Here is a 25,688-nt window from a genome sequence, read left to right as displayed (position 1 = left end):
GCCAACCAGTTTTGGCTTGGCGCGATTTATTCTCTGGTGATAAAGGTTGCTGCATAAAAAACTGGAGGGCTCATCCATGAATGAAATATCACCCGTTCCGCGGTATGGCGTCCGCGAGCAGGTTCGGTCCGAATCTGCAATCGACAAAGCTTGCGAGTCGCTGAGACTATTGGGATATGCGGTCGTTGGTGGCGGCTATAGTGCAGAGCAGATGGCGCAATTTTCGCAGGCCTTCGACAATGCCAGGGAAAAACTCTTCGCAAAGTACGGACGCGACGAGTTGACGGCAATTGATGAACACAACACCATCCGCGTCCTAATGCAGATGGATCCGCTCTTCCTTGAGCTGGCCATGAACAAGAATATCCTCGAAATATGCCGGCGCCTGATCGGCGGAACGGTGATGCTGAACCAGCAGAACGGCGTTATCAATCCGCCGCTGGGCGAACGTTACAATCAGGGCGCCTACCACCGCGATCTGCCACATCAACATTTTACATCGACGCGACCGCTGGCGATCAACGCTTTGTTCTGCGTTGACCAATTCACGACCGACAATGGTGCAACCTTTGTAGTGCCCGCTTCACACAAGCAGGAGGAATTCCCCTCCGATCTCAGCGTCAGCGATTTCCAAATTCAGGTCACGGCACCTGCCGGTTCGTTCATCGTGCTCGATTGTATGCTTTATCACGCTGGCGGCGTCAACCGCACTGAAAAGCCGCGCCGCGCAGTGAACCATGTTTACACGATACCGCTTATCAAACAGCAGATATCGTTACCGACGGCCCTCGGTGACGACTTCACTCACGACACCGCGGCGCGCACTCTGCTAGGCTATAATTTTCAGGTCCCCGACAGCGTCGAAGGCTACTACGCCACACGGAAGAAATAGCCGCTGATTAACATGAGACTTGGGTGTTCTGCACTAAATCCTTCACCTGGAAGCAAGCCCGGTAATTGGTGTTGGCCGGGCTTCACTGGGGCGGATCGGATTTGTCGATCATGTATAGTGGACGTTCTTTGACGGTGTCAAAGATCCATCCGCGCGACGTAGAGACCCATGCCGCCGATGCAGGTCAGGATGATGCTGCCCATTATCAGGTTGACGGTCATCAATGCGGTAAAGCCTTCCGGGGGATTTCCCACGAAGGCCATGACGATGAAGACGATGCCGAGCCCAGCGCTGAAGGCGGCGCATGCCAAGCCGAGCCACAATATCCACATTAGAGGTGCAGTGGACTGGAAGAAGAACCCCCGGATAGAGTGTTTCAGCAGCGTCTTAAGGGTGTAGCTGGATTTCCCAATCTGTCGTGAATGCCGCTCGTAAATCAGCGATACGGAATCGAAGCCGAGCCAGCGCAGGATGAAGAGATAATGACGCTCATGCTCTTTAAAGCGGAGATAGGCATCGATCACTTGACGCGAAATCAGGCTGAATGATCCATGGCTCGGATCGGCTCCAGAGCCGGCGACCTTGTTCATCAGCCAGAAATATAATCGGTTGGCAAGACGGCGGCCTGCGGGATCGCCCATCTGCCGGCTGGCATAGACAATATCGAAGCCCTTTCGAGCGGCCTCGAGAAGATTGGGAATGAATTCGGGCGGATCCTGAAGATCGCAATCCATGATGACCGCATAATCTCCATTGCATTCTGCCAATCCTGCGGTGATAGCAATCTGCTGGCCGAAATTGCGCGACATGCGGATTACCCGCACGCGCCCGTCGCGCGCCGCAATCTTTGAGAGCACGGGCCATTGATCCTGAGGTCCGCGGTCGTCAACGAACACGATCTCATGGCTGTCGACCAGCTGTTCGAGCACACTTGTCAGGCGTTCGTGAAGGGGGACAAGTGTGCCGGTGCAGCCAAAGCACGGCACCACCACACTTATCTGGGGTCTCGATCTGCTTTGGCCTGAATCGCCTGCCATGTATAAACTCCTAAAAATAGGCGCTTCCCTGGATTCGCTGCCTAGTCGAATAAATATGCCGTCACTAGCAAACTTTCCCTGTACTCTGCAAATCCCCCAAACGAGATAAGCGGCGGCAGTTGTTTCTCGTCCTTGACGGCTAGATTGAAAAAGACAGATTTCAAGGTTTTTTGATCGTGATGTTTGCATTAAGGAAGTAGCGCGGTGGCAATAATCCACCTCTATTTTCTCAAATCCGACCTCTGCCTGTCCCGCAGATGAGGATATTTACCGGAGAAGCGACGCGACATGCACTCACAGTTTATCGAGGAAAGAGAGCAGAACGATAGGGCCGCATCAGAAGCGACTGCCTACAGCGCTTCTGGCTGGCTGTTCGACGTCGTATTCGCCGGTCTGCTCCCGGCGCTATTTCTGCTTTTTGCGCCGATCCAGCGTTTCATGCCGGCCGGATGGGTCGATCCTGGGATCTATTTCGGTCTGTCCATGGATTACTTTGACATCGTCAAAACATATGGCTGGGACTATCATTCGTTGCGTGTATCGTTCGTATTACCGAATGCGCTCGCAAACATGCTCATGCCGCCGATACCGGCACGGTTGATCGTCGTTTTCGGTTTCTATCTGCTTGGCCTTTTTGCGCTCTATGACGGCATCCGCATTCTTTGGGGGCGTATGCCTGCCGTCGTCACGACGTCTTTCCTTGCCTATAGCCCTGTCTATCTGCTGGCCAATACGGCCGGCTACGTTGACGGTGCTTATCTCGCGTATTTGCTCTGCCTTTTCGCCGCGCTTGCGCGCTGGAGTGTGAGCCGTCAAACGTTCTGGCTGGTTGTCGCCGGCATGTTCGCGATGCTCGCTATCCTCGCCCATACGCTTGCAGTTAGCGCGGCGGGGCTTGTCATTCTTTTCTTCCTGATCCTGCGATGGGAAGACATCATTCGTCGACCGTTTCGTTTTGTGCTGGGCGGGCTGGCCGGCGGCCTTCTGACCTGGCTGTTTTTCGTGGTTGCGCTCCACAAGATCCATTTCGGCATCAGCGCATTTTCTGCGCTGAGATGGATCGTAAACGCCTCTTTCACCGGGTTCGGCGCCAACTATCGTCATGGATTGATGGACTGGTTGCCAGTTACGACGCGTCATGCGCCCGGCATTGTCGTCTCCCTGACACTGATTCTCCTTCTGCTAGCTCGGCGCTCGGAGGGTTTCCGACGCATCGAAGTCGCGGCAGCCGTCGTCGCATTCGCCGGCGCAGCCTTATTTCCGGCCTATGATCTCAGCCTCAAGGGCGTCATTACGCAGACTATCTTTTATGCCGGACTGGCAGTACCCGCATTGGTAATCGGCACTGCTTCTATGAGCGCAATTCTTCTGCCGCAGGCAGGCAATCTGCGCCCTTTACTTGCGATTCTCATCGCCCTGTTTTTCATCGTGACGAGCTGGTTCGCACCGGCAATTTCTGCTTTCTTGTCGACATCGGGGCTCAATGTCGACCTGTTCGTGCTCACTGCCTGCGGCATGATCATCGGTCTGGTTTTGTTGACGCCGTTGCAAAAGGCTCAATCCGTCAGGACCGCGGCACTGGTGGCGATCGTGATCGTTTGCGGCCTGTCGCTGGCAATGAACAGAGACAGCCGGCAGCTCTACAAGACGGCCGGCACGATCGACAATCTGGAGTATTTTCGAGCCGCCGCCTTCGTTCGCGACCTGCTCAAGTCAGGTGTGCCGACGGGACGGATACCGCTTTTCTGGTTTCAGCGAGACGAATTCGCTGCCCGTGACGGGCGCAGCAGAGAGCTTGCGCGCACCCTGCGCTTCGGCGACTCGGAATTCGTGCTGACGCTCTACGATACGCTTGCATCGCTTCGGTTGTGGCATCGTTCGCTATTCCTACCGGAATTGAAGCCGGATCAATCCCTGGAATCAGCCCCCTTCCTGATGAACGCCTCTGTCACCGTCGTCTTCATCGACCAGGACAAGGCCAAACTGCAAGCGGCAATCGACTCGCTGCGCAATGCCGGCGTTAGCTGCAACGTCGCCGACAGATCGACCTTTCACAGCCAATCGTTCGACATCAACGTGACGTTGATTGAGCTGCACGGAGCAGGGGACCGTACCCCAGCAAGCTGCGGATGAGGGCCGGCGCGGATGGTAAGGGGGTGCCGGTCGCGCGCCAGCACTTTCGCAAAGCACGCTCGCGGATCTCACCTAAATTCTGCCCGGAACAGCTCAGTTCTTCATTGATCCGATCCGGACGGCTCTCGGATTTTTCGACGGTCAAACGCGGGCTTGGGCGCAGACTGCTACCCCAGCTAATGTCCCGTGAACTTGCAGAAGAGTTCGCGAAGTCGCCCACAAAAGTCATCAAAACGGTGCCGTACAAGCTCCCATTTGTTTGAGCACGAGGTTTCCGCCGGCAGACAGCGATGGCACCGCCCGGATCGAAGAAGCCTCGGGGAAGAGCTGGAGGTCAGAAGAGGATATCCGCTTCGAGAAGGTAATCGGGAGATTCGATCCATCTGAGGCGCTCGTGCTTGGTCGTTCGGCTGCTCCGGCTTCCTTGCGTTGAAAGTCTGGACGCGGCGCATGAATCATGTCGGATCGGCGTTCTCGATCTCGGGAGCATGCCGATCGACCTCCGACACGCCACGCTCGACAACTTGCCGCTGCTGCCGCGTACGACAAACGAACCGGTGAGAAAACGATGCGCCGCGTCTTCGTCGGAGACGTGGGTAGCGTAGTCATCCTCGTCGCGATGGACATTCTGCCAGTATTGTGTCGATATTGACATACCAGTTCCCCATGACTTGCCGGACCTCGGCAGCGGGCCGTCCTCATCGACTGCGTCGAACCCCAGCGGAGACTGTCGCTCATGGCCGTGACATTCCATCTTGTAGAGTTCCGCCACGTAAGTGTTTTTGATTCGTTGATTGCTCTAAGTTCGTATCCGCCAGCCTGGCAAAGTGACCGATGCGTGCGAGGACATGAGCCTCAAGGCTACGGAGGATCGCCGGCGACACATACCGGGCTTTCGGAGCCTTACTGTAGGTGGCTATCGAGAAGAACCCGCGTGTCAAAAGTCCTTGCTCTGGTGAGGTTTTAATCCGCTCCCAATGCAACTATCAGCCCCCTTCTGCGTTGCGCGCCATCGGCTCGCGCGGTGCGGGTCATCGGAACGGCATACTGATGCGGCTCGGCGCAATTCTTGATCGCTGGAACGACCAATCCCTCGCCCGGCAATTCCTGCTGGCGGGAGGTTTGATCGCCTTCGCGGCGATGCTTCTGGTCGGCGCCTTCGTGACCAGCCTCATCGAGGCGGCGGTCACCCGCAATTCGGCAGCTTCCACCGCCCTTTATGTCGACAGCATCATCGCCCCGCTGCTTCCGGACATGAAGACCAACCAGACGCTCGACGACGTCACCACCCGCGCGCTCGACGAGACCTTCGGCCAGGGCGCGCTCGGTGGCCAGGTCATATCCTTCAAGCTCTGGCGCAGGGACGGCACGATCCTCTATGCAACGGACAAAAGCATGGTGGGACAGAAATTCGGTCCGAGCGAGGGCCTGCAAACCGCATTTTCCGGACAGATGGTGGCGCGCTTCGGACTTGCCGAAGACCCTGAAAGCAAGATCGAGCGGGCGACTGGCATGCCACTTCTCGAAATCTACAATCCCATCCTGCAGCCCTGGTCGGGAGAGGTGGTCGCGGTCTCGGAGTTCTACGAGGTTGCTGGCGATTTCGAGCGAAGCCTTTATCAGGCGCAGCTTCGAAGCTGGGCGGCGGTGGCCGGCGTCACGCTCGCCTTCTTCCTGATCCTTTCGGCGATCGTTTTCCGCGGCAGCCGCACGATCGACCATCAGCGACAGGCGTTGACGCAGCGAGTGGCTGAACTCTCCGACCTGCTTTCGCAGAACGAGGCTCTTCACGCGCGGGCCCAGCGGGCCTCGCGGCGCGCCACCGCCCTCAACGAGAGTTATCTGCGCCGGCTCGGCGCCGACCTGCATGACGGGCCGGCCCAGCTTGTCGCCTATGCGGCACTGCGGGTGGACAGCCGGCTCCTGACCGATCCCGCAACGCCGCCGACCGCCCGCGAAGCGGAGGTCACCACGATCAAGGCCCGCCTCGACGAGGCGATGGACGAGATCCGCAGCATCTGCAGCGGCCTGGTTCTGCCGCAGATCGAAACTGCCGAGCTGCCGGAGGTGCTGCAGCGCGCCGTCAACGCGCACCGGCAGCGCACGGGCGTTGCCGTCGCGCTGTCGGTGTCGAGCGGATCGCGGCCACTTTCGCCCTCGGCCAAGATCTGCATCTATCGCTTCGTGCAGGAAGCGCTTAACAACGGCTTCCGGCATGGCGGCGGTATCGATCAGAGCGTCCGCCAGAGTTTTGACAACGGCAATGTCGTAGTCGAAGTCGCCGACCGGGGGCCGGGTTTCGACCCCACACATATACGCCCGGAAGGTCTCGGGCTCGCGGGGCTCAGGGAGCGGATCGAAAGCCTCGGCGGCACATTCGCGATCATCACATCGAAGGACGGAACCACGGTCAGAATGTCGCTGAACGTGCATGAAATGGAGCAGGCCTGATGGCAGGAATAAAGATTGCGGTCGTTGACGATCATCCGTTGTTCCGCGAAGGCGTGACGCGCAGCTTCGGCGAGATCGAGGATTTCGAGATGGTCGGCGAAGGCGGTTCGCGCGACGACGCGCTGCGCATCGTGCGGGATTTGTGCCCGGACGTGATGCTGATGGACATTTCCATGCCGGGAAACGGTCTTCAGGCCATTGCCGAAGCGCTCGATTATTGCCCGGACCTGAAGATCGTCATGCTGACGGTCTCGGAGGCAAGCGAAGACATTGCGACCGCGCTGAAGCTCGGCGCAAAAGGCTATGTCCTCAAGGGTGTCGGCTCGAGAGGCCTGGCTGACGTGGTCAGAACCGTGGCATCCGGAGAGAGCTATGTTTCGCCTGCCCTTTCGGCGCGGCTGATCGCCGGGTTGTCCGCCTCCAGCGAAGCGCCCGCAAAGCCGAACCTTCTGTCGGAACTGACCGATCGCGAACAGGAGGTTCTGAGCCTCGTGGCATCCGGCCTCAGCAACAAGCGGGTGGCGCGCGAACTCGATCTTCACGAAAAAACCGTCAAGCACCACATGACCCGCATCCTGTCGAAGCTGAAGGTGACCAACCGGACGGAGGCGGCACTCGCTCTTCGCGACGCAACCGATCAACGCTCAGCGGCCGAAAGACCGCAATCTTGAGGCATCCGAAGGGGTCGCGGTCCGGTTGACGATCGTGCGGGAGCGCGAATCCCGCATCTCGTAACGTCCTTGGGAAATCCGTTCCGTTGCGCCGTTGTGGTGGCGGACGGTTATCGAGGTTTCCCGAACATCGACCTCGACGCCCGCTTTCGATGGGGCAACCGCCGCCGGGGCCGAAGGCCGCGCGGGAGCAGCGGTTGTGCTGCGCGACGTTGTGGTTGTGCCTGCCGGGGCCGATCCACCTGTACCGGTTCCACCGGTTCCGTTGCCACTGCTATTGCCGGAACCGTTGCCGTTGCCGCCGCTATTGCCGTTGCCATTTCCACTATTGTCGGAATTGCCGCCGGCATTGTCACTGCCGTTCCCGTTACCGGAACCGCCGTTACCGTTTTCACCGCCGTTTCCACCATTGCTTCCGCCTCCGCCGCCATTGCCGTTGCCGTCCTGGGCCGCGGCGCTCGACAGCGTGACGCGCAGCAAGCCGTCCGCGCCGGCCACCACCTTCAAAGGCAGCACGGTTGCAACAATCGCGGTGAGCGCTCCGCTCAAGAACAGCATTCTACGGATCGGCATCTCTTGGCTCCTGGGTGGCCATCTCCTGCTTGGGGCATTTTTGAACCATTCTGCAAGTCTAAACCGGACGCCTGCCTTATGGTTCCGCAGCCCCAATTCCCGGTCAAAGAGCCCGCCGACCGCGACAGGATGGTCGGCGGGCAAGGTTCTGCGCTGAAAAGGACCGATGATCGCGCAGGAACCGGGTCTGACCCATCAGACGGCAAGCACTCCCAAGATGACCATGCAGACAAAAAGCCGCGACGGGGATCGATAGCCATCTGGCCGGGAACATGCCGTGCTTCGGGACGCCCCCTCCCCCCAGGATCAACGGCACCCTATCAGCGCGGTTCGTCGATTTCATCCCCCCTTGGACCTTTACCCCGCCCCGTCAGACCAAAGGCCCAAAACATGATCGGCCTGAAGTCCCGCCCTGCCCGACTGAAGCCCGAATCCCGGAACGAGCCATGGCGGCGGAAGTTCGAATGGTGAGTGCGGCCCACCCACGGGTTCGCAGGGCAACCGAAAAATAGAGGAAACATCCATGAAACCGTCAATGAAACATACGCTCGCGATTGCGCTTCTGGCCGGATCGACGCTGTCGGTGGTGCCGGCCATCGCTCAAAGCCAGGCTCCGACCGTCGGTCAGGACGGCAGCAATTCGGCAACTCCAATCCTGCCACGCAAAGGCACCCAAGGCTCGGACGGTTCATCCGGCGCCAAACAGGCTCAGCCGCAGCAGGACATGGGCGCCGCGACACAACAGCCGCAGGGCTCAGCCAGCGGGAATGACAAAATGAACGCCCAGGCCCAGAGCGGCGACCAACAGCGCCTGAAGCCGAAGGGCGATCGGGCGGCTCAGGAGAAATCCGGCGATACCACGAAGACGCAGGCCAGCGACGCCCAGTCGCTCGCCACGGACAATACCGCGCAGCAGAAACCTGCCGGCCAGAGCGACAGTTCCACGACCGCCAATTCGAGCTCGGGCTCCGGAACGGATACCGGCAAGCCGGCAACCGACGACACGGCACGCCAGAATAGCGGCGCCCAGCAACCCGGTTCGGATCAGGCTGCCACCGATAAACCTTCGAACGAGACGACCGGCAGCATCAATATCTCGACCGAACAGAGGACGGAGGTGCGCAATATCCTCGTCCAGAACAAGGTCGAGCCGGTCGATGTCGAAATCAGTGTCGATGTCGGCGTCGCCGTGCCGACGACCGTGGAACTGCATCCTCTGCCGCCGCGCATCGTCGAGATCGTACCGGCCTATCGCGGTTACGAATACTTCGTGCTGGCGGACGGCCGGATCATCATCGTCGACCCCTCGAGCCATGAGGTCGTCTACATCCTGGTCGGCTGAGCGCTGAATGCGGGAGAAAACCATGCGTGACCGGGAACCGACCGTGATCCATACGGGCGGCGGCGGTTGGGCCGTCGCCGCCATCCTGCTGATCATGGTCGTCGCAGGGCTCTTCCTGTTCGAAAGCGGTTACCTCGGAAACCGCGACATCGGCATCGACGTGACCCTGCCCAAGATCGAGCCGCCGGCTCCAGTCACGAGATAGCAGCCTCGATCGCATTCCAAGGCGCGGCGCGAATTTTCGCCCGCGTCACAACACCCAGAAGGAGAAACCATCATGAAGACCAAGATCCTTATTGTTTCCGCCGCAATACTCGGCGTCCTCGCACCTGTTGCTTCGGCCCAGCAAGGCACCGTCAATGGTGCGGCCGGCGGCGCCGTCACCGGTGCGATCATCGGAGGCCCGGTCGGGGCCGCCGTCGGCGGCGTTGCCGGCGCAGTTGCCGGTACCGCCATCGACCCGCCGCCGCAACGCGTCGTTACCTATGTGGAACAGGCTCCCGCCCCGGCATCGCCCGTCGTCGTCAAGGAGAAGATCGTCGTCGGCAAGCCCATCCCCGAAACGGTCGTGCTGACCCCGGTTCCGGACAGCCCGAAATACGCCTATGCGGTGGTGAACGAACAGCGCGTCATCGTCGATCCGCAGACCCGCACGGTCGTTCAGGTCGTCCGCTAAATACGACCCATTGCCGAAACCAGATCGGGGGAGAGACGGGATCCGTCTCTCCCCCGATCTGTGTTCAGGGATCAAAGTGGTTCGAGAGAAAATGGCTCGAGAGACCGCGTCCTCACCGGGTCGTGTCGTCGTCGCCGATGCCGTCCACGTCGGAAAGGCGTACGAACTCGACGCCGCGCCGTTTCAGGGCAACCAGCGCGCGGGCCACGCCCTCGCCGGCCGCATGCGTGGGCTGGTTGATATGCGCGAGGACGACATCGCCGTCCTTGGCGGCAGCGATGCGTTTTTCGGTGACGTCGGCACCGAGCAGGGAACCGCCGTCGCCGTTCAGCGAATAACCGGCGACCCGATAGCCCATATCGCGGATCTGGCGTATCGCCGAAGGATCGTATTTGGCGGTCGAGCCGCGGAACCAGCGTGGTGCGGAAAAACCCGCCGCCAGCATGGCATCAGCGCCGCCTGACACTTCCTGGCGAACCGCTTCGGGCGATCCGGCAGCGGCGATGCCGTAGATCAGGACGGGCACATCGACCGCCGGCACATGGTTCTGGCCGTGGTTTTCCAGTTCGAAGAGGTCGAGATTCTGTAGAAAGATTGTGACCGACTGCGGGTTGTTTCTCAGCCAGCGGGCCGTAACGAAAATGGTCGCGGGAATTCTCTCTCTGACCAAGGTGGACAGGATGCGCTCGTCCGCCTTGCCCATGCAGGCATCGAAGGTCAGCGCCACCCGGGGACGGCTGGCATTGCCGGAACGGCTGACATGCAGATGCGGCTCGACCAGTTTGGAAGAGGGCGCGGTATTTTGCGTCAAGGAAGGGTTTGGGGACTGCTTCTGGGGCAAATCCTGAGCACCGGCCGTCAGAGGCAGCAGGAGGAAGGTACAAAGCAGAACGCGTCGCATGATGGGATACCGATATCGAGAAGGCTTTCCCTTATCGGCAAATCCTCAAAGACGCCATGCGACGGAATCGACGGCCACAAAAAAGGCCGGACGATGCCGGCCTTCTTGGGGAAAGACGTTCAGATCAGCAGTCCGAGGCCTGACCGTTCGTGTTCGTGCCGGCCTGGCCTGAGGGAACCGATGCGGTGCCGGTCGTATCAGGCGTGGTGGCAGAGCCCCGTGTCTGAAGGTTCGGAGCGCAGTTGGTGCGCGTGTCCTTGGTGCCCGCCGCATTGCCCATGGCGCCGCCGGTCGTGCTGTTGGTGGCGTTGGGATCGATCTTCTTCTGGCTGTCGCTGCTCTCGCTGGCCGAGGTTCCGTTGGTAGTTGCATTACCCTTGCCGCTGGTCTGGGCAAGCGCCCCACCGGCCGCCAGGCCGAGGGAAAGAATCGATACGGTAACAAGCTTGAAAGTCATGGGATTTCCTCCGTTCAACCACCGGCAGAACCGGCGGATTGGGTTTGCCCGCCCAGGTCAAACCCAGGAAGGCCGAGGATGTTCCATGAATTTCCGTGCCGATCCGGAACCTAGAAGCGTGCCGACGCCAGCCTGCTCTGCAGCGACTTGAGGTCTTCTGCCTTGCGGGAAGCCAGCCCCTTCTCCCAGGAGATCGCAGTCTCGACGATGAGATCGAGATCGTCGTGGCGCGGTTTCCAGTCAAGCAGCCGGCGCGCCAGCGTCGAATTGGCGACCACGCTTGCCGCGTCGCCCGGCCGGCGGGGTCCATAGCGGATTTCGAACTTGCGGCCGCCAACCCGCATCACGGCGTCCAGAACCTCCAGGACCGAGTAGCCACGGCCGTAACCGCAGTTGGCGATCAGAGGTTCGCCGCCGCGGCGCAGGTAGCTCAGGGCCTTCAAATGCGCGTCCACGAGGTCGGTGACATGGATATAGTCGCGGATGCCGGTACCATCGGGTGTCGAATAATCGGTCCCGTAGACATCGACCCCACGGCGCTTGCCGAGCTCTGCCTCGCAGGCGATCTTGATGAGATGGGTGGCGCCCTCGGTCGACAGGCCGGTGCGGCCGAGCGGGTCGGCGCCGGCAACGTTGAAATACCGCAGCGCCACGAAACGGAAATCATGCGCCGCGGCGGCATCGCGCAGCATCATCTCCGACATCAGCTTCGACTGGCCATAGGGGTTTTTCGGATGCAGGTCTGCGTTTTCGAAGACGGGGGTGTCGTCTTTCTGGTCTCCATAAACGGCAGCCGTCGAAGAGAAGACAAAATGGCGAATACCGGCGGCAATCGCGGCAGCGGCCAGCAGCCGGGTATTGCCGGTGTTGTTCTCGTAATAATCCAGCGGGTTGGCGACCGATTGCGGCACCACGATCGAGCCCGCGAAGTGCAGGATCGCGTTGATGTCGTTTTCCGCAAAGATCTGCGAAAGAACGGCGCGGTCGCCGACGTCGCCGAGATAGAAGCGCGCCTCGGCCGGCACGGCCCAGCGAAAACCGGTCGAGAGCCGGTCGAGAACGACAACTTCCTCGCCCGCGTCGAGCAAGGCCCAGGCCATGTGGCTGCCGATGTAACCCGCGCCGCCCGTTACCAGAACTGCCATGTCTATACTTCCCTGCTTTCTTATCGTTGGCAGGACAAAAACACGGGCGGTCTTCAACAATGCTTACCCGACGCTGGTCGCGCCGGGTTTATCTGGGCCTAAGGCAAACAGGCTCTTGAGCAGATTGCTCGAATTTTATCGTTTGCGTGCCGGAACGGTTCAAAGACGCTTGATGTAGTCGGAAAGGCGGCCCGCTGCCTCTTTGATCTGCTTCGGATCGCGCAGGAAGCAGGCGCGCAGGAAAAGCTCGCCGCCCTTGCCGAAAGCCGAACCGGGCGCCAGTGCCACGCCGATCTTGTCGACGATATCCAGCGCCGCGCTGCGGCTGTCGGTGATGCCGTCCACCTTGACGAAAGCGTAAAGCGCCCCGTCCGGCTTCAGGGTCTCGACCCGATTGGTGGCAATCAGCGCGTCGCAGAGAATATCGCGCGCCTCGGTCGCCCGGGCGATATTCGCGTTCACGAAATCATCGCCCTGGTTGAGCGCTACCACGGCGCCGCGCTGCAGGAACTGGGCCACGCCGGAATTCGAATACTGCACCAGGTTTTCGATAACCTGTCCCATTTCCGGCGGAGCGACAATCCAGCCGACCCGCCAGCCGGTCATCGACCAGTTCTTGGAGAAGGAATTGGCGAAGATGATCCGGTCGCCGTCCTCCATGATGTCGAGGAAGGACGGAGCCCTTGGGGCGCCGCCGTAATAATACCGGGCATAGATCTCGTCGGCGACGATCCAGATGCCGTGCTTGCGGGCGAGCGTCAGGATATTCTTCAAGTCATCGAGCGTTGCGGTCCAGCCGGTCGGGTTGGCGGGCGTGTTGATGAACAGGCCCTTGGTCTTCGGCGTGATCTTCGCCTCCAGCTTGGCGAGATCGAGCGACCAGCGGCCGCCGACGAAATCGAGCGGCAGGCCGACCGAATGGGCGCCGGAGATCTCGATCGCCGAGATGATGTTCGGCCAGGTCGGCGACAGATAGATCATCTCGTCGCCCGGCGAGGTCACCGCCTGAACCGCCAGCATGATCGCGTGCATGCCGGACCCGGTGACGTAAAAATGCTCGACCGGCAGCGAAACGGAGAAATGCCGCGTGTAATAATCCGACAGCGCCTGGCGCAGTTCGGGAATGCCGCGCTGCCAGGTGTAGAAGGTCTCGCCGCCGAGAAGCGCCTCGGTTGCGGCGCGATTGATGAAGTCCGGGCTGGGCAGATCGCCTTCACCGGCCCAGAGCGGGATCAATCCCTCCCGTCCGCGGGCGTAATTGAGAACCTCGACAATGCCGCTTTCGGGCGCCGCGACGGCGCGGGGGCTGAGACTGGAGATGATCGACATGGAATTCCCTTGGCTTGTTTCCCACTTCTTTAGCGCAGGAAAGCCAGGGAATCCCATGATAATCCGTGAGGCCGGGATCGATTCTGATGATGAATCGCAGCGGCGTGATCAAAAGATCACTTTGTCTTCAGAATGTCGCGGATTTCGCTCAGGAGCTGGATATCGGCCGGCGGCGGGGCGGGGGTTTCGTCGGCCGACTTCTTTTCATCGGCGAGGCGCATCTTGTTCACGGCCTTCACCATCAGGAAGATGATGAAGGCGAGGATCAGGAAATTGATGAGGACGGTGATGAAATTGCCGTAAGCAAAGACCGCGCCCTGTTCGCGGGCAGCGGCCAGCGACGGCGCTGTGACGGTGCTCGACAGCGCCAGGAAGTAATTCGAGAAATCGAAGCCGCCTCCGGTGATTGCGCCGACGATCGGCATCACGATGTCATCGACCAGCGATTTTACGATGCCGGTGAAAGCGGCACCGATGATGATACCGACCGCGAGATCGACGACATTGCCCTTGGCAACAAAAGAACGGAATTCGCTGATCATTGACATGGCCAATTTTCCCCCATGGCGTTTCAGGTTTCAGTAAAACGCAACATAGCGCTTTCTACGGATGTGAAAAGACGCCGTTCGCCAAGGCTTAAATACGATCGTCTATTGGACTTTTTGCCGAGAGGCCCCCTGATTTCCAAGCGCATGCTTTTCCCCTAATGTTTGAGGCTCAAAGCCTTTTGCGGAGGAGCAATGCTTCCGGGCTGGATCATTTTCGTTTCGGCTTTCGCCTATGTGCTGCTGCTGTTTGCAGTGGCGAGCTACGGCGACCGGCGGAGCCGTATCTTCGGCGTGCCCAAGAACGGCCGGCCGATCGTCTATGCGCTCAGCCTTGCGATCTACTGCACCTCCTGGACCTATTTCGGCGGCGTCGGGCTCGCCTCGCAGAGGGGCCTGGAGTTCACCGGCATCTATATCGGCCCGATCCTCGCCTTCACGCTCGGCATGCCGATCATCCGGCGTATCGTCGAACTCGCCAAGGCCGAGAAGCTGACCTCGGTCGCCGATTTCATCGCCGCCCGCTACGGCAAGAATTCCACCGTCGCGATGATCGTCGCGATCATCGCGCTGGTCGGCGCCGTTCCCTATATCGCGCTGCAGCTGAAAGCGGTGTCGAGTTCGGTCGCCGCCATGGTCAATCCGTCGGATTACGGCATCGGCAGCGGCAATCTCTACTTCATCGACCTGGCGCTGATCGTCACGCTGATGATGGCCTGTTTCGCGGTCATCTTCGGCACCCGGCACACGGATGCGACGGAACACCAGGACGGGCTGATCCTTGCGGTGGCGATGGAATCGGTGGTCAAGCTGCTCGCCTTTGCGACTGTCGGCTTTTCGGTCTTCTTCATTCTCTTCGACGGGCCGGCCGACCTGCTCGCCAAGGCATCGGAAAACATGCTGGTCGGTTCGGCGCTCGCCTACGAGACGCCGATCAGCCGCTGGCTGGTCCTGATCGGGCTGTCGGCGTTTGCGATCATCATGCTGCCGCGGCAGTTCCATGTGACGGTGGTCGAGAACCGCACGACAAAGGAGCGCAAGGTGGCGAGTGCGCTGCTGCCGCTTTACCTCGTTGCCATCAATATCTTCGTATTGCCGGTTGCCATGGCCGGCCTGATCACCTTCGGCGGCACCGGCGACGCCGACCTCTACGTGCTGACGCTGCCGCTCGCCGGCGAACTGAAGGTCGTGTCGCTGATCGCCTTCATCGGCGGTTTTTCCGCTGCCACCGCCATGGTCATCGTCGAATCCGTAGCACTCTCGATCATGGTGTCGAACGACATCATCATCCCGATCTTCCTCAGGCAACGGCTGATGGCGGCGCGCTCCGGCCAGCGCACGGACTTTACCCGCACGCTTCTGAATATCCGCCGCGTCGCGATCTTCGGCGTTCTCATGCTCGGCTATGCCTATTATCGCATGGCCGACAGCCAGTCCGGCCTCGCCTCGATCGGGCTGCTCGCCTTTGCGGCGATTGCGCAGGTGGCTCCTGCCCTCCTCGGCGGCCTCGTCTGGCGCCGCGCCAATGCCCGCGGGGCGATCCTCGGCATGTCCTTCGGCTTCCTCGCCTGGGCTTACCTGCTGTTCGTGCCGAGCCTCGGCGGCCCGGACAATTCCCATGTGGCGACCGCTGTCCTCAATTTCCTGTTCCCCGGCACCGGCATCTTCTCCGGGCCGCAGACAGACCCGCTGGTCAACGCAACGATCTTCAGCCTGACACTCAACATTCTCGCCTTCGTGCTGGGCTCGCTGTCGCGCAATCCGCGGCCGGTCGAGCGCATCCAGGCCGGCATCTTCGTCAAAAGGCACCTGCGCTCGCAATTCGCCACCCGCGGCTGGAAGACCCGCGTCGGCGTCGGCGACCTGAAGACGGCGATTGCCCGTTATCTCGGCGAGGAACGCATGCGGCGCTCCTTCTCCAATTACGAAAGGACGGCCGGCCGTACATTCAGCGACGATCAGCCCGCCGACATGGCGATGATCCATTTCTCCGAACAGCTGCTCGGCAGCGCCATCGGCTCGTCCTCGGCGCGGCTTGTCCTGTCGCTGATCCTGCAAAAGGCGGAGGACACCAATTCCGACACGGCCTGGCTGCTCGATCAGGCAAGCGAGGCGCTGCAATATAACCAGGACATGCTGCAGACGGCGCTGTCGCAGATGGACCAGGGCATTGCCGTGTTCGACAGTTCCGAACGCCTGACCATCTGGAACCGGCGCTTCCGCAATCTGCTGGATCTGCCGGAACAGGTCGGCCAGGTCGGCTTTCCGCTTGCCGACATGGTCGCCATCCTCTCGGAACGCGGCGATCTTGCCCCAACCGATCAGGCGGAGGTGATCCGCCAGTTCCAGACGCTCGATGCGCCCTTCTCGCTGGTGCTGAACGGCGGCGAGCGGATCATCGAAGTGCGCTCCAATGCCATGCCGGACAAGGGCATCGTCGCGACCTTCACCGACATTTCCGATCGGGTCGCCGCCGACCAGGCACTGAAGCAGGCAAACGAGACGCTGGAACAGCGGGTCGGCGAACGCACCGCCGAACTCACCCGCGTCAACAAGGAGCTCGCCGAGGCGCAGGCCTCCGCCGACGAGGCCAATATCGGCAAGACCCGGTTCTTCGCGGCCGCCGGCCACGACATCCTGCAGCCGCTCAATGCCGCCCGGCTTTATTCCTCGGCACTGGTGGAGCGGCTCGGCGCCTCCGACAACAACGGCTCGCTTGTCCGCAATATCGATTCCGCGCTGGAATCGGTCGAGGCGATCCTCGGTGCCGTTCTCGATATCTCCAGGCTCGACACCGGCGCCATGAAGCCGCGCTTCACCTCGGTGCCGCTCGACGACCTTCTGAAACGCATCGAGACCGACTACGCGCCGATGGCCCGCGAGAAGGACCTGGAATTCGTGGTCATGCCGACATCGCTGAAGGTCCGCTCCGACGCCAACCTGCTGCGCCGGCTGGTGCAGAACCTCGTTTCCAACGCGATCAAATACACGATCGACGGCAAGGTGCTGATCGGCGCGCGCCGGCGCGGCGACCAGGTGGTCATCGAGGTGCTCGATTCCGGCATCGGCATTCCGCCCTCCAAGTTTCGCACCGTGTTCAAGGAATTCGCCCGGCTGGACGAAGGTGCGAAGACGGCGGCCGGCCTCGGTCTCGGCCTGTCGATCGTCGACCGCATTTCGCGGGTGCTCAACCATCCGGTCCAGCTCGCCTCCACGCCCGGTCGAGGCACCGCCTTCCGGGTACAGGTGCCCATGGACGTGGCTGCGTCGCAGGCAATCCGTGCAGCCGACCAGGTCGAGCGCCGCAAGCGCACGCAGCCGCTGAACGGGCTCAGGGTTCTCTGCATCGACAACGAACCGCGTATCCTCGAAGGCATGGCGCTGCTGATCACCGGCTGGGGCTGCACCGTCGGGCAGGCGGATTCGCTCGCAGCCCTCGACGAGATCGTCGCCCGCCGCGAACCGCCGCCGGAAATCATCATCGCAGACTACCATCTCGACGACGGCAACGGCATCGAAGCCGTTCTCAAGCTCCGCCAGAAATACCAGGCGGACATCCCGGCGCTGATCATCACCGCCGACCGCACCCCGGAAGTCCGCGCCGAAGCGGAGCGCCACGACATCGGCGTGCAGCACAAGCCGGTGAAGCCAGCCGCCATGCGGGCCTACCTTACGCAGGTTGCAGGCCTCAAGCGCGTCGCGGCGGAATAGTCTGAACCTCACCCAACCTGGCGTTCATCGCGGAGTCATCACGCACAGTTTACGATAGATCAGGTTTAAACGCTCGAATAGGGCTGGAACTGTCCGGCTTTTTGCCGCGTTTAGCCGCGTACATCCTGGCCCGCAGAGGCCTTACGGACCGAAAGGCGACAGCCGTCGGAACCGGCAAAGACGGAGACCGCGACCGATGAAACGCTTTGATATTATTGATGGTATGCGAGGATATTTCCTCGTTTTCATGGTACTCAACCATCTGATCTTCGCCGGCGGCTATTTTCTGGTCAAGATCAACCACAATCAGCTCGCCTTCGTAGAAGACGCCCAGGGCTTCGTTTTCCTGTCCGGCCTCCTGATCGGCATGGTCTATGCCAAGAAGATGCTGAAGAACGGCTATGCGGCCGGCCGCACCGCCATCTACAACCGCGCCTTCGAGCTTTATCGCTATGCGATGGGCATCGTGCTGGTTGTGCTGGTCGCGCAGATGCTTTTGCCGGGCGCCTATTCGATCTGGTTCAACTGGCTGGGTTACACGACCTTCGACGACCCGCTGCGCCTCGCTGCGATCGCGACCTTCCTGTACCAGCCGACCTTCATGGACATCCTGCCGCAGTATATCGTCTACATGCTCTTCGCCCCGATGCTGGTGAAGCTCGTGCTGGAGGACAAGTGGCATTATGTGGTGGCCGGTTCGGTCATCCTGTGGATGGCGGCCCAGCTCGGACTGCAGCAGATCGCCACGACGCCGCTCAACGATCTGGTCATGGGTGCGGACGACCAGGGTATCCGCGTGTCGTTCAACCTGCTCGGCTGGCAGGTCGTCTTCTACTCGGGCCTCGTGCTCGGCGCGCTGACCTCGGCCGGCAAGATCAAGTGGAGCAATATCCTTTCGCCGGACAATACCTTCATCCCGAAGGTGGCGCTGCTGATGGTTCTGTTCTTCCTGCCGCTGCGCCTGATCACCGCGCATGAGCTGATGCCGCCGCACATGATCGGCAAGTTCGCCTCGATGGAAATCCGCGCCGATTTCGGCCCGGTCTACCTCCTGAACTTCGCAGCCGTCGCGATGCTCGTCACCTGGCTGATCGTCGCCGGTCCGAAGCACAAGGACGAGTGGGTGCGCCGCATCGCCGGTGCGATCACCTGGGTGTTCTCGATCAAGTACCTGCAGCTTCTCGGCCGCCACTCGCTCTACGTCTATGTGTGGCACGTCGCGATCGTCTACTTCGTCTATTATTTCGACGGACGGACGCCGGAGCTCGACGAGTTCACCAAGACCGCGATTGCGCTGGTCTCGATCGCGCTGCTGTCGCTGCCGGCTCTATGGCGTGAACGCGACAAGCTGTTCGGCACGGCGCAACCGGCCCCGGTCAAGGTGCAGCAGCCGGCAAAGCCCGGCGCACCGCAGCAGATGGTCATCCGGTAAGGCGACATAAGGTCAACGCAAAACAAGGGCAGCGGCTCAAGGCCGCTGCCCTTTGCGTATAGGAACCTTGCAACCCACTCGACGTCATCCTCGGCCTTGAGCCGAGGATCCAGCATCCGCACCGCCAGCCCATGGATCCTCGGGTCGAGCCCGAGGATGACGGAGAACGGGGCGGGTAGCCGCTTTCCCGCGATATCCCCGTAGACTGCTTTTTACGTAACCGCCCCGACCTGCCATGGCACGAATTCGTTGTCGCCGTAGTCGTAGATCTCGCTGAGCGTCTGCTTGCCCGAGGCTACCGCGATCACATCCTCGAAAATCCTCAATCCCGCCTGTTCGATCGTCTCCTCGCCGGTGACGATGCCGCCGCAGTTCAGGTCCATGTCTTCCTTCATGTGCTCGTACATTTCGGAATTGGTGGCGATCTTGATGCAGGGCGACGGCTTGAAGCCCGAAACCGAGCCGCGGCCGGTGGTGAAACAGATGACGTTGCAGCCGCCCGCCACCTGGCCGGTCACCGCGACCGGATCGTAGCCCGGCGTATCCATGAACACGAAACCGGGTTCGGTGACGGTCTCGGCGAACTCATAAACGGCCTTCAACGGCATCGAACCACCCTTGGCGACCGCGCCGAGCGACTTTTCCAGAATGGTGGTCAGGCCGCCGAGCTTGTTGCCGTGGGATGGGTTGTTGTTGAGCTCGTCGCCGTTGCGGGCGGTATAATCCCGCCACCAGTCGATCCGCTGCAGGAGTTTTTGGGCCACGGCGGGGGTCACGGCGCGGCGGGTGAGCAGATGTTCGGCACCATAGATCTCCGGCGTTTCGGACAGCACCGTCGTGCCGCCGTTGCGGACGATCAAGTCTGAGGCGTAACCGAGCGCCGGATTGGCGGAAATCCCGGAATAACCGTCCGAGCCGCCGCATTCGAGCGCCAGTTTCAGTTTGGACAGAGGCTGCGGCGTGCGCGTCGCGGCATTCACGCCGGGCAGCATCTCCTTGATGATGGCAATCGCCGCATCGATGGTCTTGCGGGTGCCGCCATGCTGCTGGATGTTCATGGTCCGCAGCCGTTCGCCCTCTTCCATGCGGTAATGTTCGAGGATCGGGGCGATCTGGTTGGTTTCGCAGCCGAGGCCGATCATCAGGATGCCGCCGAAATTCGGATGCCGGGCATATCCCTGGATAGTGCGGATAAGCAGCCTGTAACCTTCCGACTTGTTGTTGAGCGCGCAGCCGCCGCCATGGGTGAGCGCCACGACGCCATCGATATTGTCGAAACCGTCCAGGCCGCCCAGGCGGTTGAAATAGTCGGCGATGTAGCGCGATACGGTGGCGGAACAGTTCACCGAGGAGATGACGCCGATATAGTTGCGGGTGCCGGCGCCACCGAGGCCCCGGTCGTAGCCCATGAAGGTGCGCCGCTCGGCTTCCGGCAGCATGCCCTTTTCCTCGATATCGACGCTGAACTGGTGCTCGTGCTCGGAAGGCAGCATGGCGAGGTTATGCAGGTGCACATGGCTGCCGGGGGCGATGTCCTGGGTTGCGACGCCGATCACCTGGCCGTATTTCTTCACCTCGCCGCCGTTCGGGATCGCCCTTATAGCCACCTTGTGGCCACGGCCGATCAGCTCGCGGGCCGCGAGATCGCCGTAACCGGTCGGGCCGCCGGCCCGCATCGGCTGCCTTGCGACGCCGACGTCGTCGATCGGATTCAAGATGATGATGGGTGAAGCCGCAAGATCCATTTTTTTGTTTCCTCCCGAAACAGCCACAGGAATATCACCGTGTCTCGTGGTTCATCCAGCGCTGTTTCGATTCCTCCAGATGGGCATGCATCATCGCCTGGGCGAGAAGCGGATTGCGTGTTTCCAGCGCCGCATAGATCGCCTCGTGTTCGGCCAGAGCAGCGCCCCAGGTCTGCGGGGTCTCGAACCGCACCCGGATCTGCGCCGACATCGGGCTGTGGCGCTCGTCGAACAGGTCGCCGACGATATGCGCCAGCACCGAATTGCCCGACTGGCTGGCGATGGTCAGATGGAAAAGCCGGTCGAGGTCGAGCGCCTTGCGCCCTTCGGCGATTTCGGTGCGCATCTGGTCGAGCGTCTGGCGCAGCGACCGCAATGTCTCCGGCGTGACCCTTGCCGCTGCGAGCAGGATGACCGCGCCTTCGACGGCGGCCCGTGCCTGCATCAGCTCGAGCGGGCTTTCACCCATGGAGCCGCTTTGCCATGGCCGGCGGTCCGGCTCGGCCGTCACGTAGATACCCGACCCCATTCGGATTTCGACGCTTCCGTCGATTTCAAGCGCGATCAGCGCTTCACGCAAGGACGGGCGCGAGACGCCAAGCTGTTGGGCAAGCTCCCGCTCGGCCGGCAGGCGTGCGCCGGCCGGAAACTGGCCGCCCTGGATCAGCACCCGGATCTGATCGGCTATCTGCTGATACAGCCGCCGCGGTTCTGCCGTCTTGATGGGTCCGTTCATAATTCGCCGCCCTGACAATGTGGCCTTACCATATCAGGAGGCGTGAGGAGAGCAACAATGAAATTTCTGTCGTTGATTTTTAACGACTTTAATCGTTTCCGCCCTTCTTCCTTTTGCCGTGATGGGTCTGCGGCCGGGTTCTGAAAAAATTGGCTTGACCACTTCCGCCCTCAGGTTTACCCATTATCAACGCCGGAGGGAGGAGCCGCCGGCAAGTGGGCCTGACCGGCCCCGGGGAGGCAAATGTGGAAAACCGTCCGGCCGAGCTTGGGCAGACCATGCATGGCGCCGCCATGCTGCCGGGCCGCGTCACGTCGGTTGCGGCCACCGAGCCGCTGCTCCGCCTCGACAATATCAGCAAGGACTTCCCGGGCGTCAAAGCGCTTGCCAACGTCCATTTCGACCTCCGCCGCGGCGAGGTCCATGCCGTCTGCGGCGAAAACGGCGCGGGGAAATCGACGCTGATGAAGATCGTCAGCGGCGTCTACCAGCCGAGTTCAGGCACGATCACCTACAAGGGCGAGGAACGGCATTTTTCCTCGACGCGGGAATCGGAAGCCGCCGGCATCGCCATCATCCACCAGGAACTCAATCTCGTGCCGCACCTGACGGTCGCGGAAAACATCTATCTCGCCCGCGAGCCGCGCCGTGGTTTCCTCGGAGGAAGCTTTCTGGTCGACCGCAAGAAGCTGCGGGCCGACGCCAAGCGCTGCCTCGACCGGCTCGGCGTCGACATCAATCCGGATCGTCCGGTGCGGGGATTGTCCGTCGCCCAGTGCCAGATGGTCGAGATCGCCAAGGCCCTGTCGCTCGACGCCGAAGTGCTGATCATGGACGAACCGACGTCGTCGCTGACCGAGCAGGAGACGCGGCTGCTGTTCAAGGTCATCCGCGACCTGAAGGCGTCGGGCGTCGGCATCGTCTACATCTCGCATAGGCTCGACGAAATGTCCGAGATCGTCGACCGCGTCACGGTGCTGCGCGACGGCCGCTACATCTCCACCGACGATTTTGCCGCCACCAGCATCGATGCGATCGTCTCGAAAATGGTCGGGCGGTCGCTGGAGGAGAAGTTTCCGGACCGCACGTCCGTCCCGAGCGACGAGATCATCTTCTCCGCGCAAGGCCTTTCGCGCGCCGGCGTCTTCCGCGACATTTCCTTCACGCTGCGCCGCGGCGAGATTCTCGGCTTTGCCGGCCTGATGGGCGCCGGCCGCACGGAAGTCGCCCGCGCCATCTTCGGCGCCGATCCGCTCGATACCGGCACGGTCACCCTGCACGGCCAAACACTCGCCATCAGCTCGCCGCGCGACGCGATCGCCGCCGGCATCGCCTATCTGTCCGAGGACCGCAAAGCGCAGGGGCTGGCAGTCAAGATGCCGGTCGACGCCAACATGACGCTCGCCAACATGGAGGCGGTCTCGAACCGCTTCGGGCTGATCGACTTCGCCAGGCATGCGCGGGCGACGAAGGAATACGTCGATCTCCTGAACATCCGCACGCCCTCGATCAAGCAGCCGGTTCGCCTTCTCTCGGGCGGCAACCAGCAGAAGATCATCATCGGCAAGTGGCTGTTCCGCAAGTCGAAGATGCTGTTCTTCGACGAGCCGACCCGCGGCATCGACGTCGGCGCCAAGCTGGCGATCTACCGGATCATGGACGAGCTTGCGGCAAACGGCATCGGCGTCGTGCTGATCAGTTCCGAGCTTCCGGAAATTCTCGGCATGACCGACCGCGTCGCCGTCTTCCACCAGGGCCGCATCACCGGCGTGCTGGAGACTGCGAAAACCGACCAGGAAGAGATCATGCGATACGCCTCCGGCTACGCTCGGTCGGCAGGATGAGGGCATAACATGGCTGAAATTATCGAAGTTGCAAAACAGAAGAGCGGCACGTTCAGCGACCGCCAGAAGGATATCATCCAGAAATTCGCCGCGCTCGGCAGCCTGTTCGTGCTGATCGGCGTCTTCTCGGCGACCAGCAGCGCCTTCTTCACCATCGACAACGGCATGACGGTGGCGCTGCAGGTGACCTCGATCGCCTTTCTCGGCATCGGCGCCACCTGCGTCATCATCACCGGCGGCATCGACCTGTCGGTCGGCTCGGTCCTGGCGCTGTCCGGGGTGGTCGCGGCGCTGGCGGTCAAGGATTTCGGAACGCCCGTCTGGCTCGGCATGATCTGCGGCATTCTCACCGGCTCGGCCTGCGGTTTCATCAACGGCATCCTCGTCACCAAGATGAAGCTGCCGCCGTTCATCGCCACGCTCGGCATGATGATGATCGCCCGCGGCGTGGCGCTGCAGATCACCGGCGCACGGGCCGTCTCGGGGCTCGGCGAATCCTTCGGCGAGCTCGGCAACGGCTCGCTCTTCCGGGTGGTCAACATCGGCGACGACGGTTTCCCGACCATCGTTTTCCCAGGCATCCCCTACCCGGTCATCCTGATGATCGCGATCGCGATTGCCGTCTCCTACATGCTCAACCGCTCGGTGCTCGGCCGGCATATCTATGCGGTCGGCTCGAACGCCGACGCGGCGCGGCTTTCGGGCGTCAACGTCGCCCGCATCGTCAGCTTCACCTATGTTCTCTCCGGCACGCTGGCCGGCCTGACCGGCTGCGTGCTGATGTCGCGCCTCGTCACCGCCCAGCCGAACGAGGGCGTGATGTACGAACTGGATGCAATCGCCAGCGCCGTCATCGGCGGTACCTCGCTGATCGGCGGGGTCGGCACGATTTCCGGGACCGCGATCGGCGCCTTCGTGATCGGCATCCTTCGCAACGGCCTCAACATGAACGGCGTCTCCGCCTTCACGCAGCAGATCATCATCGGCCTCGTCATCCTGGTCACCGTATGGATCGACCAGTTGCGCAACCGCCGCTGAGATAAGGGCACGCGGACCTTTACCCGCGAGACGTCATGGGAGTGAGGAGCTCTCTAAAAAACCGGCCGTTTCAGGCCAACGAAAAGAGGAGGAAGACATGAAAAAGCTTGCTGCCGCACTGCTGACATCCGTGATCGCACTCACCGCGTTCTCGGCTCAGGCCGGCGAAATCGCCGTCATCGTGAAGACCGTCAATTCCACCTTCTGGCAGAATGTCCAGAAGGGAGCCGATGCCGCCATGAAGGCCGGCGGGGGCAGCAACACCATGACCTTCCAGGGACCGGCTGCGGAATCCGCGATCGCCGACCAGGTCAACATGGTCGAGAACGCCGTCAACCGCAAGGTTTCCGGCATCGTGCTCGCCCCGTCCGATCCGGACGCCCTGGTTCCGGCCGTGAAGAAGGCTTGGGAAGCCCGCATCCCGGTCATCATCGTCGACTCGCTGCTCGCCAAGGGATCCGAGCAGTACTACCAGTCGTTCCTCGCCACCGATAACAAGAAGGCCGGTGAACTGGCCGCCAAGGCGCTGATCGACAAGGTGGGCAAGGAAGGCAAGATCGCCGTGATGTCCTACGTGGCGGGTGCCGGCTCCGAAATCGGCCGCGTCGGCGGCTTTACCGACTACATCAAGGCGAACTCGAAGCTGACGATCGTCGGGCCGTTCTACTCGCAGTCCCAGATGGCGACGGCGCTCAACCAGACGACCGACGTGCTGGCCGCCAATTCCGACCTCAAGGGCATTTTCGGCGCCAACGAGCCGACGGCGATCGGCATGGGCCGGGCGCTGAAACAGTCCGGCAAGGCCGGCAAGGTGGTCGCGATCGGGTTTGACGGAAACCAGGACCTGCAGGAATTCGTCAAGGACGGAACGCTTTCCGCCATCGCGGTGCAGGGGAACTCGGCGTCAAGACCGTGCTCCAGTCGATCAACAAGGAGAAGGTCGAAAAGTTTGTCGATACCGGTGTCGTCGTCGTCACCAAGGACAATATCGACAAGCCGGAAGCCAAGAACGTTCTCTACTAACCTTACC

Annotated in this window: 20 protein-coding genes and 1 pseudogene; 12 read left to right on the top strand and 9 right to left on the bottom strand. The window is 61.3% G+C overall.

The features are described 5' to 3' along the window. The first annotated feature begins 76 nt into the window (after positions 1–76). Positions 77–892, top strand: a complete 816-nt coding sequence (locus LZK81_RS24795) for a phytanoyl-CoA dioxygenase family protein (RefSeq protein WP_233957676.1) — start codon at positions 77–79, stop codon at positions 890–892. 137 nt (positions 893–1,029) lie between these two features. On the opposite strand, the gene LZK81_RS24790 is transcribed toward LZK81_RS24795, so the two are convergent. Then, positions 1,030–1,929 carry a glycosyltransferase family 2 protein gene (locus LZK81_RS24790; protein WP_233957675.1) on the bottom strand — a complete coding sequence of 300 codons (900 nt, stop codon included), beginning with the start codon at positions 1,927–1,929 and terminating at the stop codon, positions 1,030–1,032. A gap of 288 nt (positions 1,930–2,217) precedes the next feature. On the opposite strand from LZK81_RS24790, the gene LZK81_RS24785 reads away from it, so the two are divergent. The 3 genes from LZK81_RS24785 (at position 2,218) to LZK81_RS24775 (ending at position 7,184) form a co-directional block, all read left to right on the top strand. Beyond that, positions 2,218–4,062, top strand: coding sequence for a glycosyltransferase family 39 protein (locus LZK81_RS24785; RefSeq protein ID WP_233957674.1), 1,845 nt, complete (start codon positions 2,218–2,220; stop codon positions 4,060–4,062). 1,050 nt (positions 4,063–5,112) lie between these two features. After that, complete coding sequence (locus tag LZK81_RS24780; protein WP_233957673.1) at positions 5,113–6,513, top strand: sensor histidine kinase; 1,401 nt, start codon at positions 5,113–5,115, stop codon at positions 6,511–6,513. Continuing rightward, complete coding sequence (locus LZK81_RS24775) at positions 6,510–7,184, top strand: LuxR C-terminal-related transcriptional regulator (protein WP_233957816.1); 675 nt, start codon at positions 6,510–6,512, stop codon at positions 7,182–7,184. The genes LZK81_RS24780 and LZK81_RS24775 overlap by 4 nt, the downstream gene beginning before the upstream one ends. Here the strand turns inward: LZK81_RS24775 and LZK81_RS24770 are convergent. Then, positions 7,158–7,757, bottom strand: coding sequence for a hypothetical protein (locus tag LZK81_RS24770; RefSeq protein WP_046607363.1), 600 nt, complete (start codon positions 7,755–7,757; stop codon positions 7,158–7,160). The genes LZK81_RS24775 and LZK81_RS24770 overlap by 27 nt on opposite strands. Positions 7,758–8,280: 523 nt before the next feature. Between LZK81_RS24770 and LZK81_RS24765 the strand changes: the two genes are divergently transcribed. The 3 genes from LZK81_RS24765 (at position 8,281) to LZK81_RS24755 (ending at position 9,775) form a co-directional block, all read left to right on the top strand. Then, complete coding sequence (locus LZK81_RS24765) at positions 8,281–9,099, top strand: DUF1236 domain-containing protein (protein ID WP_233957672.1); 819 nt, start codon at positions 8,281–8,283, stop codon at positions 9,097–9,099. Positions 9,100–9,121: 22 nt separating this feature from the next. Continuing rightward, positions 9,122–9,304 (top strand): hypothetical protein, encoded by a 183-nt coding sequence (locus tag LZK81_RS24760; RefSeq protein ID WP_233957671.1) that lies wholly within the window; start codon positions 9,122–9,124, stop codon positions 9,302–9,304. A 72-nt stretch (positions 9,305–9,376) separates the two neighbouring features. Next, positions 9,377–9,775 carry a DUF1236 domain-containing protein gene (locus tag LZK81_RS24755; protein ID WP_233957670.1) on the top strand — a complete coding sequence of 133 codons (399 nt, stop codon included), beginning with the start codon at positions 9,377–9,379 and terminating at the stop codon, positions 9,773–9,775. Positions 9,776–9,887: 112 nt separating this feature from the next. Here the strand turns inward: LZK81_RS24755 and LZK81_RS24750 are convergent, their stop codons facing one another. The 5 genes from LZK81_RS24750 to mscL all read right to left on the bottom strand — a co-directional run bounded on the left by LZK81_RS24750 (position 9,888) and on the right by mscL (position 14,149). Beyond that, the gene (locus tag LZK81_RS24750; RefSeq protein ID WP_233957669.1) at positions 9,888–10,676 is read right to left on the bottom strand and encodes a polysaccharide deacetylase family protein; all 789 of its coding nucleotides are present in this window, start codon (positions 10,674–10,676) and stop codon (positions 9,888–9,890) included. A 124-nt stretch (positions 10,677–10,800) separates the two neighbouring features. Further along, a complete protein-coding gene (locus LZK81_RS24745; protein ID WP_233957668.1) occupies positions 10,801–11,133 on the bottom strand; it encodes a hypothetical protein in 333 nt (110 codons plus the stop codon). A 110-nt stretch (positions 11,134–11,243) separates the two neighbouring features. Further along, positions 11,244–12,278 (bottom strand): UDP-glucose 4-epimerase GalE, encoded by a 1,035-nt coding sequence (galE, locus tag LZK81_RS24740; protein ID WP_046607368.1) that lies wholly within the window; start codon positions 12,276–12,278, stop codon positions 11,244–11,246. Between the two features lie 159 nt (positions 12,279–12,437). Then, positions 12,438–13,607 (bottom strand): pyridoxal phosphate-dependent aminotransferase, encoded by a 1,170-nt coding sequence (locus LZK81_RS24735; protein ID WP_233957667.1) that lies wholly within the window; start codon positions 13,605–13,607, stop codon positions 12,438–12,440. 116 nt (positions 13,608–13,723) lie between these two features. Further along, positions 13,724–14,149 (bottom strand): large conductance mechanosensitive channel protein MscL, encoded by a 426-nt coding sequence (gene mscL / locus LZK81_RS24730; protein WP_046607370.1) that lies wholly within the window; start codon positions 14,147–14,149, stop codon positions 13,724–13,726. A gap of 198 nt (positions 14,150–14,347) precedes the next feature. Between mscL and LZK81_RS24725 the strand changes: the two genes are divergently transcribed. Together LZK81_RS24725 and LZK81_RS24720 are read left to right on the top strand one after the other, a co-directional pair. After that, complete coding sequence (locus LZK81_RS24725) at positions 14,348–17,863, top strand: PAS domain-containing hybrid sensor histidine kinase/response regulator (RefSeq protein WP_233957666.1); 3,516 nt, start codon at positions 14,348–14,350, stop codon at positions 17,861–17,863. A gap of 196 nt (positions 17,864–18,059) precedes the next feature. Beyond that, positions 18,060–19,295, top strand: a complete 1,236-nt coding sequence (locus LZK81_RS24720) for an OpgC family protein (RefSeq protein WP_233957665.1) — start codon at positions 18,060–18,062, stop codon at positions 19,293–19,295. A gap of 212 nt (positions 19,296–19,507) precedes the next feature. Here LZK81_RS24720 and LZK81_RS24715 read toward each other — a convergent pair whose 3' ends face one another. Both LZK81_RS24715 and LZK81_RS24710 read right to left on the bottom strand, forming a co-directional pair. Further along, positions 19,508–21,040 carry a UxaA family hydrolase gene (locus LZK81_RS24715; RefSeq protein WP_233957664.1) on the bottom strand — a complete coding sequence of 511 codons (1,533 nt, stop codon included), beginning with the start codon at positions 21,038–21,040 and terminating at the stop codon, positions 19,508–19,510. Positions 21,041–21,074: 34 nt separating this feature from the next. After that, positions 21,075–21,776 carry a FadR/GntR family transcriptional regulator gene (locus tag LZK81_RS24710; RefSeq protein ID WP_105432769.1) on the bottom strand — a complete coding sequence of 234 codons (702 nt, stop codon included), beginning with the start codon at positions 21,774–21,776 and terminating at the stop codon, positions 21,075–21,077. 278 nt (positions 21,777–22,054) lie between these two features. Between LZK81_RS24710 and LZK81_RS24705 the strand changes: the two genes are divergently transcribed. The 3 genes and pseudogenes from LZK81_RS24705 to LZK81_RS24695 all read left to right on the top strand — a co-directional run bounded on the left by LZK81_RS24705 (position 22,055) and on the right by LZK81_RS24695 (position 25,681). Next, the gene (locus LZK81_RS24705) at positions 22,055–23,620 is read left to right on the top strand and encodes a sugar ABC transporter ATP-binding protein (RefSeq protein WP_233957815.1); all 1,566 of its coding nucleotides are present in this window, start codon (positions 22,055–22,057) and stop codon (positions 23,618–23,620) included. Between the two features lie 9 nt (positions 23,621–23,629). Beyond that, positions 23,630–24,658, top strand: a complete 1,029-nt coding sequence (locus tag LZK81_RS24700; protein ID WP_233957663.1) for an ABC transporter permease — start codon at positions 23,630–23,632, stop codon at positions 24,656–24,658. 97 nt (positions 24,659–24,755) lie between these two features. After that, positions 24,756–25,681 (top strand): annotated as a pseudogene (locus LZK81_RS24695) (ABC transporter substrate-binding protein). The last annotated feature ends 7 nt before the right edge of the window (positions 25,682–25,688 follow it).

Source organism: Neorhizobium galegae, assembly GCF_021391675.1.
In the GTDB taxonomy this organism is placed as follows: domain Bacteria; phylum Pseudomonadota; class Alphaproteobacteria; order Rhizobiales; family Rhizobiaceae; genus Neorhizobium; species Neorhizobium galegae_B.
Note: the sequence above shows the minus strand (reverse complement) of the source record. Positions and strands in the feature narration are given on the sequence as shown.

Excerpts from the sequence above, each read along its gene's own strand:
- LZK81_RS24785 (WP_233957674.1), top strand. The coding sequence starts at position 2,218 with ATGCACTCACAGTTTATCGAGGAAAGAGAGCAGAACGATAGGGCCGCA.
- mscL (WP_046607370.1), bottom strand. The coding sequence starts at position 14,149 with ATGATCAGCGAATTCCGTTCTTTTGTTGCCAAGGGCAATGTCGTCGAT.
- LZK81_RS24710 (WP_105432769.1), bottom strand. The coding sequence starts at position 21,776 with ATGAACGGACCCATCAAGACGGCAGAACCGCGGCGGCTGTATCAGCAG.
- LZK81_RS24715 (WP_233957664.1), bottom strand. The coding sequence starts at position 21,040 with ATGGATCTTGCGGCTTCACCCATCATCATCTTGAATCCGATCGACGAC.
- LZK81_RS24745 (WP_233957668.1), bottom strand. The coding sequence starts at position 11,133 with ATGACTTTCAAGCTTGTTACCGTATCGATTCTTTCCCTCGGCCTGGCG.
- LZK81_RS24760 (WP_233957671.1), top strand. The coding sequence starts at position 9,122 with ATGCGTGACCGGGAACCGACCGTGATCCATACGGGCGGCGGCGGTTGG.
- LZK81_RS24705 (WP_233957815.1), top strand. The coding sequence starts at position 22,055 with ATGCATGGCGCCGCCATGCTGCCGGGCCGCGTCACGTCGGTTGCGGCC.
- LZK81_RS24795 (WP_233957676.1), top strand. The coding sequence starts at position 77 with ATGAATGAAATATCACCCGTTCCGCGGTATGGCGTCCGCGAGCAGGTT.
- LZK81_RS24790 (WP_233957675.1), bottom strand. The coding sequence starts at position 1,929 with ATGGCAGGCGATTCAGGCCAAAGCAGATCGAGACCCCAGATAAGTGTG.
- LZK81_RS24765 (WP_233957672.1), top strand. The coding sequence starts at position 8,281 with ATGAAACCGTCAATGAAACATACGCTCGCGATTGCGCTTCTGGCCGGA.
- LZK81_RS24750 (WP_233957669.1), bottom strand. The coding sequence starts at position 10,676 with ATGCGACGCGTTCTGCTTTGTACCTTCCTCCTGCTGCCTCTGACGGCC.
- LZK81_RS24755 (WP_233957670.1), top strand. The coding sequence starts at position 9,377 with ATGAAGACCAAGATCCTTATTGTTTCCGCCGCAATACTCGGCGTCCTC.
- galE (WP_046607368.1), bottom strand. The coding sequence starts at position 12,278 with ATGGCAGTTCTGGTAACGGGCGGCGCGGGTTACATCGGCAGCCACATG.
- LZK81_RS24700 (WP_233957663.1), top strand. The coding sequence starts at position 23,630 with ATGGCTGAAATTATCGAAGTTGCAAAACAGAAGAGCGGCACGTTCAGC.
- LZK81_RS24780 (WP_233957673.1), top strand. The coding sequence starts at position 5,113 with ATGCGGCTCGGCGCAATTCTTGATCGCTGGAACGACCAATCCCTCGCC.
- LZK81_RS24735 (WP_233957667.1), bottom strand. The coding sequence starts at position 13,607 with ATGTCGATCATCTCCAGTCTCAGCCCCCGCGCCGTCGCGGCGCCCGAA.
- LZK81_RS24720 (WP_233957665.1), top strand. The coding sequence starts at position 18,060 with ATGAAACGCTTTGATATTATTGATGGTATGCGAGGATATTTCCTCGTT.
- LZK81_RS24770 (WP_046607363.1), bottom strand. The coding sequence starts at position 7,757 with ATGCCGATCCGTAGAATGCTGTTCTTGAGCGGAGCGCTCACCGCGATT.
- LZK81_RS24725 (WP_233957666.1), top strand. The coding sequence starts at position 14,348 with ATGCTTCCGGGCTGGATCATTTTCGTTTCGGCTTTCGCCTATGTGCTG.